Here is an 11,441-nt window from a genome sequence, read left to right on the forward strand (position 1 = left end):
TGTGAAATAGGCCGGCTGATTCACCAGGTGATCCCAGCCCGCAGTGAATCCCCCGGCGTAGCCCACCCCGTCGGGTAGGTCAGAGTCGACTGTCCAGCCCAAATATGCGGAACTGGCGAGCCCGGCACCGCTGAGCAGAGCAACCACCGCGTGGGCAGATCGGGCTGCCATCCCGTGCTGCCAGGCCAATCCCGAGCCCACGGCGTCGTCGGAGAGACGCGCCTGCGCAGATACCGCTTCGCCCACCGGGACCTCCCCAAAAAATGCCTGTGTGAGATGTTCTTTACCTCACTGTAACGATTAGGGTCATCTCTATGACTATGGAATCGGTCCTAGAGACCATTGGGAGCTTTGAGGAGGCGGCATGGAATCTTGTGGGCATCCCCGTGATTATCATCGTCGCTATCTACCTGACCATCCGCACCGGCGGAGTCCAGATCCGGCACCTGCCGGATATGCTGCGCAGCATCACCGATAAGGCCCAGAAGGACGAGAACGGGCGCACCCGCAGCCTGTCGGCCTTCCAAGCATTTACCGTGACCACCTCCGCGCGCGTGGGCACCGGAAACATCGCCGGCGTGGCAGGTGCAATCGCCATGGGCGGACCCGGAGCCATCTTCTGGATGTGGATCATGGCCATCTTCAACTCGGCCGCATCCTTCGTGGAGTCCACCCTGGCCCAGCTGTACAAGACGCGCCGCTTCGACACCTATAAGGGTGGCCCGGCCTACTACATCCAGCGCGGCCTGGGATCGCGCTCCGGAGGCATCGTCTTCGCGGTGATCTTCATCTTCTGCTTCGCCTTCAGCTTCACCTCCCTGCAGGCCAACACCATTGTTGACGCCGTCACCGGTGCCGCCAGCGAATTCGGCATGGAAGACACCACCGCCCTGGTGTGGATCCTGGCCATTATCCTCACTGCGCTGACCGGCATCATTGTGGTGGCCGGGCTGCGCCGAGTCGCCCAGGTGACCCAGAACGTGGTGCCTATCATGGCCATCCTCTACATCCTGGTGGGCCTGGTGGTCGTGGCGATGAATATCGACCAGCTCCCCACCGTGGTCGCACTGATCTTTGGTGAAGCCTTCAATTTCCAGGCTGCCGCCGGCGGTGCCTTCGGCGCGATGATCATGGCCGGCATTCAGCGCGGCATGTTCTCCAATGAGGCAGGCATGGGCTCAGTGCCCAATGTCGCGGCCACCGCGGATGTCTCCCACCCGGCCAAGCAGGGTCTGGTGCAGACCCTCGGCGTCTATCTGGACACACTGATCATCTGCTCGGTGACGGCGTTCATCATTCTGTTCACCTTCCCGGACACCACTGTGGACGCGAACCTGGGTGCAGAACTGACACAGTCTGCACTGGTGGCGAACTTCGGCAGCTTCGGTGCGATCCTGCTGGCGGTCATCATCTTCCTGCTGGCTTTCACCTCCGTGCTGGGCAACTACTCCTTCGGTGAAGCCAATATCCTGTTCATCTCCAGCTCTGAGACGCTGCGCAAGATCTACGCCGTCGCACTGACCGCTGTGGTCTTCTTAGGTGCGGTGATCTCGGTGGATCTGGCCTGGACCATTGCCGGTGTGACCATGGTGATCCTGGCAATGTTCAACCTGCTGGTGATCATGGAGATGTCCGGCACCGCGGTGAAACTGCTCAAGCACTACCAGGCGCAGCGCAAACAAGGCCTGGACCCAGTGTTCCTGGCCTCGGATATGCCGGAGCTGCGGAATGTGGAGTGCTGGACCGAGGAGGATATGAAGGACTACCTCGCGGCCCAGAGACAAGCTTCTACCGCAAGCTAAGCCGAACATGACGACGACGGCGGCCCCGGGACTCTCCAGCACAGGAGGGCCCCGGGGCCGTCGTCTTAGCGAGCTCTTAGCAAGCGCGAGGATAATGCGGCTATGCGGATACTGCTGGTGGACGACGAACAGGCGCTGCTGCGTTCAGTAGCGCGCTCCCTGCGCTTTGAGGGGTACCACGTGGTGCCTGCCTCCAGCGGCGAAGAAGCCCTGGAGATGCTGCCGGTGGCCACACCGGATGCAATAGTGCTCGATGTGATGATGCCCGGCCTTGATGGTCTCGCTACCTGCCGGGCCCTGCGTGCAGCCGGTGACCGCACCCCGGTGCTGATGCTCACTGCCAAATCTGAAGTCGGTGACCGGGTGGCAGGGCTGGATGCCGGAGCCGATGACTATCTGGTCAAACCCTTCGCCTATGAGGAACTGCTCGCTCGGCTGCGGGCCCTGCTGCGCCGCTCCGGTGGCAGTGAGGCGGACCAGGCGCTGACGTTTGGTCCGCTGCAGCTGGACCCGGCAGGGTGGCAGGTCAGCGCCGCTGGGCAGCCGCTGGAGCTCACGCGCACTGAGTTCGCACTGTTGGAGATCTTTATGCGTCACCCGCGTCAGGTGCTCACCCGCACCCAGCTCTACGATGCTGTGTGGGGCGGGGAGCTGGATGAATCGTCGAACTCACTTGATGTCTATATCGGATACCTGCGCCGGAAGCTAGAGCAGCGCACCGGCGAGCGGCTGATCCACACCGTCCGCGGCATCGGCTATGTGCTGAGGCAGCCCTCGTGACCCTGCGCGCCCGGCTGACCATGCTGACCGCCGCCGCGGTGGCGCTGGCTATCATCGCTGCAGCCGCGGTGGCCTGGCTGCTGGTGCGGTCCTCCATGATGGACGAGGTTGATGAGGAACTATTAGCCCGCTCCCAGCAGGTAGACCGTATCGCGGCAGCCGCCCGAGTACCCGGTGGCGGGTCACAACCGGAGCTGCAGCTTGTGGAGATGGTCCAGGCTGACCCGGTGGGGGTCCAGGTCATCGACGCCAACGGCAGCACCTATCAGGTGACCTTCGAGCCCCTCACCAGTGCCCTTGAAGGGGCTCAACTTCCCGAGCCCGGACCGCCTGGTCAGCCACAGCTTCAGACCCTACGGTTGAGCGGGGAGAGTTACCGGGTGCTGACCCACAGCGCGGCGGACGGGCACAGTGTGCTGCGGCTCTTTCAACCGCTGAATACCGTAGAGGCCACCCTGGACTCGGTCGCGTGGTCGCTGACCGGCACAGCGCTGGCGGGGATTGCGTTGGCCGCCGTGCTGGGCTGGATGGTCTCGCGGACCGCGCTGCGACCGGTGGAGAGGTTGGTGTCTGCCACCGAGCAAGTGGCCGCCACCCAGGACCTGAGTCACCGGATCGACGTCGAGGCCGGATTGAAAGATGAGATCTCGCGGCTGGGAGCCTCGGTGAATCAGATGCTCGCCGCCCTGGAGCGGGCCCGCGGTGAGCAGCGGGAACTGGTGGAGAACGCCAGCCACGAACTGCGCACCCCGCTTGCGGTGCTGCGCAATGACCTGGGACTGCTCACGAAATCGGAGGAGGACCCACAGCGCGGACTCAGCCGCCAGGATCGTGCTGAGCTGATGCAAGACCTGGACGCCCAACTGGTGGCCCTGACGGAAGAAGTCAGCGGCATCATCACCTTGGCCAAGGGCGACCAGCATGATGAACCCTCCCAACAGACGGAGTTGTCCGAGCTGATCACCCGCGCTGTACAGCGCAGCAAGAGAGTGAATCCGCTGGTAGCGGTGGAGGTCCATGCCGAACCCTGCACCACGGTGGTCCACCCCGCTGCGTTGGAACGTGCGGTGGCGAATCTGGTGCGCAACGCCCTGCAGGTCAGCTCCCCCAACAGCATGGTCACCGTCCGTCTGATCCAGCAGGAACAGGAGGTCGCCGTCGTGGTGGAAGACCGGGGCCCGGGCCTGCAGGAGGATGAGATCCCCCGGCTCTTCACCCGGTTCTTCCGCGGATCAGCCGCCCGGCAGCGGCACGGATCCGGCCTGGGGCTGGCGATCGTCGCGCAGGCCGCGGCGCTGCACGGCGGTAGCGCTGAAGCCGCCAATAGGGCCGACGGCGGGGCCCGATTCACGCTGCGCTGGCCGCGACGTTGACCTTGACGCAGCGTTGACCTTGACGCAGCGTCAACCTCTACGGTGATGCTATGAGCTCCTCTCCACAGCCACGGCGGCGAGAATGGTCGATCCAGGAGATCGCCCGAATCACCGGAACAACCAGCCGTACCCTGCGTCATTATCATCAGCAGCACCTGCTGGAACCCAGCAGAGTCGGTCATCAGGGCTACCGGTATTACGACGCCGCTGCTCTGCTGCGCCTGCAGCGCATCCTGCTGCTGCGGGAACTGGGCTTGAGACTGCCAGCCATCAGGGAAGCCCTCAGCGCCAGCGATCCGCAGGCACCGGAGGCTGCCCAGCAATCCCATGTCCGGGTGTTGAGGACTCATCTGCACTTGCTTAAGGAAGAGCAGCAGCGATTGGCGCGACAGATCGCGTCAGTGCAGCACACCATCAGCACAGTAGAAAGAGGCGGAGAACTCGTGGCAGAGGACATGTTCGACGGTTTTGACCACACCATATATCAACGCGAGGTCAGCCAGCGTTGGGGAGTAGACGCTTGGCAGCGCAGCAATACCTGGTGGGAGGCGAAGTCCGGTGCAGAGCGTCAGACATGGATGACCGAGGTGAAGGCACTCAACACAGCCTGGGTGGAGACCGGGGAATCAGGGGCGGGGACGACGTCGTCCGCAGCCCAGGATCTGGCAGCCCGCCACGTGCAGTGGCTCAGCGGTGTACCAGGCACACCGGCCGCCGCCGGAGGTCAGCAGTTGAAGGAGTACGTGTTGGGGCTGGCTGACCTATATGTCAGCGATGCACGCTTCGCCGCGAACTACGGCGGCATCCAAGGCGCGGAGTTCGTGCGCGAGGCCCTGGCCAACTGGGTGCAGAATAACTGCTGATACGCATGCGGGCTGAGCAGCCTAGAGCGGTGTGAAACCTGCAGAATCAGTGCCAGGTATGGGCAAGGAACGCAGGTTTCGCACCGCTGGCAGACTGTATGGCTGAGAAAGCTACTCCTTCTTCAGCCTGTCCTGGACTGCGCCCGCTGTCTTCTCCACGATATTCAACATGTCAGTAGTGCCGTAGAAACGAGAGTCAGGGCGGGTAGGCGGCGGCATGGGGACGCCGTCGGGCGGGGTGGCCACATACGTGAACTCGCCCAAACCATCGGGGGCAGGACCCGAGGCCCAGGAGCCTTCCTTCATGTGTTCACCGTCGCTGAAGTTGATGGCCTGGTAGGAGAACTCCTGTGCCTCTTTGGACTTGGGGAAATTGCTGGGAACCGGCATCTCCTCAACTCCCTCCGCCTGCATTCGCACGCGGCCGCCAACCACTGGTTCTGATGATGGGTATCCCGTGCCAGCAGGAAGGAGAGCAGGTCCCGGACCCCGGGATCATCAGTCATGTGATAGAGCCGAGCCACTTGAGTACGGCCTTGCATCTCCGCATTGATGTTGGAGGTGAAGTCCGCCAGCAAGTTGTCGCTGGCGGTCACGTAACCGGCGTTCCACGGGTTACCGTTACTGTCCACTGGGCGCGCCCCGGCGCCAGCGACAACTGCCTCCTGGACATCTGTGCCGCCCACAATGGCCGCCACCGTCGGGTCATCCTGAACAGCGTCTTCGGTGATGCCCTGCGGAGCTTTCTCCAGAAGTTGGGCCACCATGGTGGCGAGCATTTCTACATGCCCGAACTCCTCGGCAGCAGTGCTGAAGAGCAGGTCACGGTATTTGCCTGGGATATGGGCGTTCCACGCCTGGAAGCTGTACTGCATGGCCACGGTGATCTCACCGTACTGACCACCGATCAACTCCTGATTTTCGGGCGTAGACAGCGTCGGGTTTCTCCGGTGTTGCTTTGTACTGCAGGGTCTGTTTGTGCAAAAACATGGATTCCTCCGAATAGGGAGGGTCACGGCCGGCTCGTGCCCGTGGATATGCGGTGCTTGGTAGAACGGACGGTGCTTCAACGCACTGTGCTTGCTGCAGCACTTGCCAAACTACTCCGGAGCCACGGCGCGAACGATACTCTGCACCCGGGAAGTCCCCCTACATTCCCTGGACGAACGCCCTGGTCAGCGGCCGACGGCCCCGGGCTCGACATCTCCTGCATCAAGCCCGGGGCCTGCCCGGTCGATCCGCGAAGGATCACCCTTGTGGGATCACAGGTGGATCTGCACGTCAGCATCCTCGCGTATCTGGTCCACGTGCGCTGTCGCAGCCTCGTTCTGCTTCTGCGCCGTCAGCTGCTCCTCAATCTGGGGGCGCAGCTCCTCCAGGGAAGGCGTCTCTGGTGCTTCAGCATCGCCTTCGCCCTCGCCTTCCGGAGGCGCAGGCTGGCCGGCGGTGAAGCCGTCATAGGCCTCCTGGACCTCTTCATCAGTGGGCTCATCCACCTCGAGGGACTCAATGACGTGAGTGATCTTCAGCTGCCTCTGCACATCGGCCCGCAGCTCGTCCTCCTCAGTGCCCTGCTCCTGAGCCATCTGCATCAGCTCATCCGTTGATTCCATCCCGTTGGCCTCTGCGAGCTCCTGAAGTTCAGCATCAACCTCTTCCTCGCTGGGCTCATAGCCGTCTTCCTCGGCCTGCTGCACCAGCAGCTCTGCACCGATGAGACTGTTGAGGACCTGATCCTGAAGCTGTTCTTCGTCGATTTCCTGGCCAGACATCTGCGCCTGCATGGACTGCTGCATGAACTGAGATTCGTACGCAGTGCGGTAGTCCTCACCGGAGATTTCCGCGTCATTGACCTCTGCCACTACCTCCGGGACATCACCAAGATCCGGCTCGGGCATCTCCGGTGCTTCTCCTTCGCCACCTTCGGGGCTGCCCTCATCCTGCTGGGGCTGCTCCTGCGAAGCCTCATTGGCGGCGGCGTCCTCGGCGTTATCCTCCCCGGAGTTATCACAGGCCGAAAGCCCGAACAGCAGAGCGACAAGAGCCGCGGTGGTCAGCACCTTCTTCTGCACTGTGTTCTTCAGAATAAGGTTGTTCAGATCGGGGTTCTTCATACCCAGCTCCTCCTTCAACGGTGTGCTCAAACGGTGAGCGAACCGGCACCGTAGCACTCTCACCGCAACGCAAGACCCAGCTGCAGTCCAGCCCAGCTTCAGGCAAAGGTATCCGCGCATGTCAGGATCGCACTATGCGTGCCGGTTAGGCTGGGAGGTATGCACCCCTCGCGCCGCTCTGAGGTTCCTGGTTTTGAAGTCATGCGCATTCTCGGGCGCATCGAAGAGTTGCGCGAGGCGGGCCGGGACATTATCTCGCTGACTGCCGGGGAGCCTGGCTCTGGTGCCCCGGCCGCCGTCAACGATGCCGCGGCTGGCCTCCACGCCAGTCACACCGTGCTGAACTACTCCCCCGCTTTGGGCATTATGGCGCTGCGCCGCGCCCTGGCTGAGCACTATCAGCGTTGGTACGGGGTGCAGATCCCCGCCGAACGGATTGCCATCACCACAGGCTCCTCCGGTGCCTTCATGCTCAGTTTCTTGGCGGCCTTCGACGCAGGCGATCGGGTGGCGTTGGCCAGGCCCGGCTATCCCGCTTATCGGAATATCCTCAGCAGCCTGGATATTGAGGTGGTCGACTTAGACTGCGGCCCCGAGGTGCGTTTCCAGCCGACTGTCGAACAGTTGGAAACGGCACATGCTCAGGGCCGGATCAGTGGGCTGATTCTCGCGTCCCCTGCCAATCCCACCGGCACCATGATCAGCCGGGATCAGCTTCAGAAGCTCAGCCGGTGGTGTGCCGAACACGACGTGCAGCTGATCAGCGATGAGATTTACCACGGCATTACCTACGGTGAACCGGCAGTCAGCGCACTAGAAACCGGCGATGACGCCGTGGTGGTCTCCTCCTTCTCCAAATACTGGGGGATGCCCGGCTGGCGGCTGGGCTGGGCGGTGCTGCCCGAGCACCTGGTAGACCCGGTCTCGAGACTTGCCGGCAATATCGCCCTGTGCCCGCCGCACGGCAGCCAGCTGGCGGCAGTGGAGGCCTTCAGCCCTGAGTCATTGGACTTCGCCGCATCTCAGGTTGCCGACTACGCTGCTGCGCGCCAGGCACTGCTGGGTGCCCTTCCAGACCTCGGTTGGGAACAGGTGGCACCAGCCGACGGCGCGTTCTACGTCTACGCCCATCTGGGGCGCCATATGCACCGATGGGGCGACTCCAGCACCTACTGCCAGGCACTGTTGGAACAGGCCGGTGTCGCCGTCGTTCCTGGAACGGACTTTGACCGGGTCACCGGCCATGAATGGATCAGGCTCAGCCTGGCTCCCGGTGCAGCCACGGTGCGCGCCGGGCTGGAGCGGATTATGCAGTTCCACGCCGCTAATCAGAACCCCCGGAAAGACGAGGTCCCCTGATATGGATGCTGATTCTGACGCTGCTGTGTTTTGTGCTCTACGCCTGGTCCCGGGACCGGCGAATGCTGCGCAACGGAGTGCTGTTAGTCTTTGGCGTCCTGCTGGGGCTGGCTGGCGGTCATCAATCTGCTCATGTGGCTCCGGCCGCCGTCGTGATTCTGGGGGCTCAGCTCATTGGCGGCAAAGTGCCTCCGCTGCTTCGCGCCCGGCTCGACCGTGCCTTTGAGGTCTACCGCGACGCAGACGATCCTAAACCGCTGCTGATCTCCTCCGGTGGGCAGGAGGTGGATGAGTCTCGTCCTGAAGGTGAGGGCATGGCCGAGTACTTGCTGGCTGCCGGTGTCGCTTCCGGAGACGTCAGACCGGAGAACCGGGCAGTCAATACCGAGCAAAACCTGCTGTATTCCGCGCAGATCCAGCGCGAAGCTGGCCGCCCCGGGCCGATGCTGGTGGCGACAAACAACTATCATGTGCTGCGTTCAGCGCTGCTGGCACGCAAACTTCGCCTTGACGCTGAAGTGGTGGGAGCCCGCACCGCGTGGTACTTCGTGCCCAGCGCGTTTCTTCGCGAGTTCGTGGCGATACTGAAAAACCACATCCTGCTGCATGCTGTGCTGTTTACACCTTTCGTGCTGCTGGCGGCCTACTATTTCTTCCTCTACCTGGACTAGATAGGTTGTGAACATGCTCAGCGCGGACACCACCAGGAACCCCCTCATCCCGACCGAATGGGAGATCACCGCCCAAGTAGTGGGGCTCATAGGAGTGGGGCTCATGATCTGGGCGATCATCGCGGTGCTCCGTGCCCGAAACCTCACAACCAGCATCCGGCTGGCGCTGGTTCTTGCTGCCGTGTTGGTGCCTTTTCTGGGTCCGGTACTGGCACTCTTAGGCGCCCGCTCCCTGCTGCCGAGCCAGAATCGGACTAGGCGCGACGTCCGCGAGCTAGAAACGACATCCCCGGCAGCGAAATAGCTCATAGAACCCGGTGGCGTCAGATGTGATGGAATAACCCGGTGCTCGAACTCTTAAACCCCGTGGTCCTCTCTGTGCTGGTGCTGGTTGTTCTCAGTCTCAGCCGTGTCAATGTCATCATCGCGCTGCTGCTGGCTGCTGTGGTGGCCGGGCTAACCGGAGGGCTCTCCATAGAAGAGACTTTCGGGGTGGTTATCGATGGTCTGGGCGGTCAGGGCGAGACCGCGCTGAGCTATATCCTGCTGGGCACCCTGGCGGTGATGGTGGCTCGATCTGGGCTGACTCGCAAGCTCATCCGAGGTGTCATGCCGTTGCTGCGCGGACCCCGTGCTGCTGTGCTGTTCGCCATTGCCGGGTTGGCCTGCTTTTCACAGAACCTGGTGCCGGTGCACATTGCGTTCATTCCGATTCTGATTCCGCCTCTGCTGGCGACCTTCGACAAGATGAAGATCGACCGGCGTGGGGTGGCAGTCGCGCTGACCTTCGGTCTGAAAGCGCCGTATCTGATTGTCCCGCTGGGCTTCGGCCTGATCTTCCAAGGCATCATCGTCGATGCCATGGAAGAGAACGGTATGGAGATCAGCCTCGGCCAGATTCCCCTGGCGATGGCTATCCCGGTTGCCGCTATGGCGGTAGGCCTGTGCATCGCGATCCTGGTGACCTACCGCAAGGACCGCGAATACCTCGACCCGAAACCGCTGGCCAACGATGCCAGCACGGCTTGGAAAATGACCGATGCGAACGATCTGAAGTGGCGCCGCGGCGATTATGCGGTGCTCATCGGCCTGGCTGTGACCCTGGTCCTTCAAGTGATGTTCCAGTCACTGGTCATGGCCGCACTGGCCGGGGTGCTGGTGATCTTCGTGCTGCGCGGAGAGCGGTGGACCGACGGTGACCCCATTGTGGACCGCGGTGTGGGCATGATGGGCACCATCGCATTCATCATGCTGGTGGCCTCTGGCTACGCCTCAGTCCTCAACGAGACCGGCGCTGTGGACTCCCTGGTGGCCTCGGCCTCGGAATTCATCGGAGACAGCAAGCTGTTGGCTGCGGTCATCATGATGCTGGTGGGTCTGCTGGTGACCATGGGCATCGGGACTTCGTTCGGCACCGTGCCGGTCCTCGCGGCGATCTTTGTACCGCTGGCCGCTGCGGTGGGCTTCACCCCGCTGGCCACTGCTGCGCTGATCGGTGCCGCCGGGGCCATTGGCGATGCCGGCGCACCAGCCTCTGACAGCACCCTGGGCCCGACATCCGGGCTGAACGCCGACGGTCAGCATCACCACATCTGGGACACCTGTGTGCCCTCGTTCCTGCACTACAACGTGCTGCTGTTCGTCGGCGGAGTCACCGCCGCTATGGTGCTCTAGGACACCACCGGCAACGGCTGAATCAGCCCCGAGGTTTCACCCTGCCGCTGCGGGAGTACCAGACTTCCAACGGAATGGTGAACAACGGCGGGACAGCGGCCATCAGCGCCACCGCAAGCTCCCAAAGCTTCCAGCGGAAGGTCCAGGACGTCACTACCACCACTGCGCAGAACACCACGAACATGATGCCGTGCAGCATCCCCCACAGCGGCACCGGGTCATAGGCGGCCTCGGCAATGTAGCGCTGATGCATGCCCCAGAGCAGACCCACCCAGGTGATGGCCTCAGTAATGGCCACCACGTGAAATGCTGCCCGGATCAGCTTCTGCCAGCCCAGCGAACCTCGCGGTGCACGCAGCGAGGCTCCAGCAGGAGTGACTGCTGGCGAGTTCTCACTCAGCTCAGCCTCAGGTGCGCGATCCGTCGTCGCTGCCGTGTCCGGCGTCGTCATCCGATGTCCTTCCTCAGTCTTCAGCCGCAGCCAGCTGGCCGCAGGCGCCATCGATCTCTTTGCCGCGGGTATCGCGCAGCGTCGTGGGCACCCCGGCGGCGTTGAGTCGACGCACGAACTCTGCGGTCACATCGGCATCCGATGAGGTCCACACCGAGTTCGGCGTGGGATTCAGTGGGATCGGATTCACATGTACCCAACCGCGGCCGCGTGCGTTGAGCTTCTCGGCCAGCAGATCCGCCCGCCAGGGGTGGTCGTTCATGTCCTTGATGAGTGCGTATTCGATCGAGACCCGCCGCCCGGTGGTCTTGTAGTAGTAATACGCCGCGTCAATCGCTTCATCGGCCTTCCAGC

Annotated in this window: 10 protein-coding genes and 3 pseudogenes; 8 read left to right on the plus strand and 5 right to left on the minus strand. The window is 62.7% G+C overall.

Annotated features, from left to right (window positions below; genetic code table 11):
* A pseudogene (locus TX78_RS13630) lies at positions 1-246 on the minus strand (hypothetical protein); the annotation flags it as partial.
* Positions 247-314: 68 nt separating this feature from the next.
* Between TX78_RS13630 and TX78_RS02925 the strand changes: the two are divergent.
* The 4 genes from TX78_RS02925 (at position 315) to TX78_RS02940 (ending at position 4,818) form a co-directional block, all read left to right on the plus strand.
* Positions 315-1,802, plus strand: coding sequence for an alanine/glycine:cation symporter family protein (locus tag TX78_RS02925; protein ID WP_233722128.1), 1,488 nt, complete (start codon positions 315-317; stop codon positions 1,800-1,802).
* Positions 1,803-1,904: 102 nt separating this feature from the next.
* Entirely contained in the window at positions 1,905-2,582 is a 678-nt protein-coding gene (locus tag TX78_RS02930; protein ID WP_044493329.1) for a response regulator transcription factor, read from the plus strand.
* Entirely contained in the window at positions 2,579-3,955 is a 1,377-nt protein-coding gene (locus tag TX78_RS02935; protein WP_044493331.1) for a HAMP domain-containing sensor histidine kinase, read from the plus strand. Before TX78_RS02930 ends, TX78_RS02935 begins: the two co-directional genes overlap by 4 nt.
* Positions 3,956-4,005: 50 nt before the next feature.
* Complete coding sequence (locus tag TX78_RS02940; protein ID WP_044493333.1) at positions 4,006-4,818, plus strand: MerR family transcriptional regulator; 813 nt, start codon at positions 4,006-4,008, stop codon at positions 4,816-4,818.
* A gap of 111 nt (positions 4,819-4,929) precedes the next feature.
* Here the strand turns inward: TX78_RS02940 and TX78_RS02945 are convergent.
* Positions 4,930-5,808: pseudogene (locus TX78_RS02945) on the minus strand (manganese catalase family protein).
* Positions 5,809-6,080: 272 nt separating this feature from the next.
* Positions 6,081-6,932 carry a SurA N-terminal domain-containing protein gene (locus TX78_RS02950; RefSeq protein ID WP_049897362.1) on the minus strand — a complete coding sequence of 284 codons (852 nt, stop codon included), beginning with the start codon at positions 6,930-6,932 and terminating at the stop codon, positions 6,081-6,083.
* Between the two features lie 159 nt (positions 6,933-7,091).
* Between TX78_RS02950 and TX78_RS02955 the strand changes: the two genes are divergently transcribed.
* From TX78_RS02955 to TX78_RS02970, 4 genes are read left to right on the plus strand one after another with little or no spacing between them, the layout of a single operon-like run.
* A complete protein-coding gene (locus TX78_RS02955; RefSeq protein WP_044493335.1) occupies positions 7,092-8,291 on the plus strand; it encodes a pyridoxal phosphate-dependent aminotransferase in 1,200 nt (399 codons plus the stop codon).
* Between the two features lie 5 nt (positions 8,292-8,296).
* Complete coding sequence (locus TX78_RS02960) at positions 8,297-8,962, plus strand: YdcF family protein (protein WP_049897364.1); 666 nt, start codon at positions 8,297-8,299, stop codon at positions 8,960-8,962.
* A gap of 13 nt (positions 8,963-8,975) precedes the next feature.
* Positions 8,976-9,266 carry a hypothetical protein gene (locus tag TX78_RS02965; RefSeq protein WP_044493337.1) on the plus strand — a complete coding sequence of 97 codons (291 nt, stop codon included), beginning with the start codon at positions 8,976-8,978 and terminating at the stop codon, positions 9,264-9,266.
* 41 nt (positions 9,267-9,307) lie between these two features.
* A complete protein-coding gene (locus TX78_RS02970; protein ID WP_044493338.1) occupies positions 9,308-10,636 on the plus strand; it encodes an SLC13 family permease in 1,329 nt (442 codons plus the stop codon).
* Positions 10,637-10,658: 22 nt separating this feature from the next.
* Here the strand turns inward: TX78_RS02970 and TX78_RS02975 are convergent, their stop codons facing one another.
* Both TX78_RS02975 and TX78_RS14125 read right to left on the minus strand, forming a co-directional pair.
* Positions 10,659-11,087: a DUF3817 domain-containing protein gene (locus TX78_RS02975; RefSeq protein ID WP_158644288.1), complete on the minus strand. Its 429-nt coding sequence runs from the start codon at positions 11,085-11,087 to the stop codon at positions 10,659-10,661.
* Positions 11,088-11,100: 13 nt separating this feature from the next.
* Positions 11,101-11,441: pseudogene (locus TX78_RS14125) on the minus strand (23S rRNA (adenine(2503)-C(2))-methyltransferase RlmN); the annotation flags it as partial.

The sequence above is a fragment of the Nesterenkonia massiliensis genome, from assembly GCF_000455245.1.
In the GTDB taxonomy this organism is placed as follows: domain Bacteria; phylum Actinomycetota; class Actinomycetes; order Actinomycetales; family Micrococcaceae; genus Nesterenkonia; species Nesterenkonia rhizosphaerae.